Consider the following 815-nt stretch of genomic DNA (forward strand, 5'->3'; position numbering starts at 1 on the left):
GTGATTAACCAAATCAAAAAGTTGTTGCTGGCATTACCAGCCAACATGTCGGTTTGGCTCATTAAGGTAATCAACCAAATCGTAAAACCGACCGCGAGGCCAACATAAACGCCTTTCTTGTTACCCTGACGCCAATACATACCGCCAATCAATGCAGGAGCAAACTGGGTAATGGCTGCAAACGAGAGAAAACCTATCGCAGAGAGTGAGTGGATACTATCTAAGGCCTGATAAAATCCCCATGCACCAATCAACAAAATCAGAATTAGAGCGCGGCGAATACGCAGCAAAAGCTCAGAAAAGTGGTGATGGTTGCGCTGCGCCAAGCGCATTCGGCGTAATATCAGCGGCATCACTAAGTCGTTCGATACCATGATCGCCAACGCAATGGTTGAAACAATCACCATACCGCTCGCCGCCGAAGTACCGCCCAAAAACGCCAGTAACGCAATCTCGCTTGCCCCCACCGCCATCGGCACACTGATCACATAAGTATCGGCAGATGTTCCGCTCAATAACCCTTGCCCGACCCACGCGATTGGCAACACAAATACGCCCATCAAAATCAGATACAGCGGGAACAACCAACGCGCGACATGCAAGTCTTGCGCACGTTCATTTTCCACCACCATGGTGTGAAACTGGCGCGGCAAACAGACAATTGCCAACATGGTCAGCACAGTATGAATCAATAAGGTTGGAATGTTTGGTGACTGGTAGGTTTCAGAAGCCACTTCAATCAGGCTCAAATTTTCCGTACTCATCGCCAGCCAGACAATGAAAATCCCCACCACCAAAAACGCCAGCAATTTGAT

At 48.7% G+C, this 815-nt stretch carries 1 pseudogene; it reads right to left on the reverse strand.

Annotated elements, in window-relative coordinates:
- Window positions 1–815: pseudogene (locus R7R24_RS25950) on the reverse strand (hybrid sensor histidine kinase/response regulator); the annotation flags it as partial.

The sequence above is a fragment of the Vibrio sp. 704 genome (assembly GCF_033339295.1).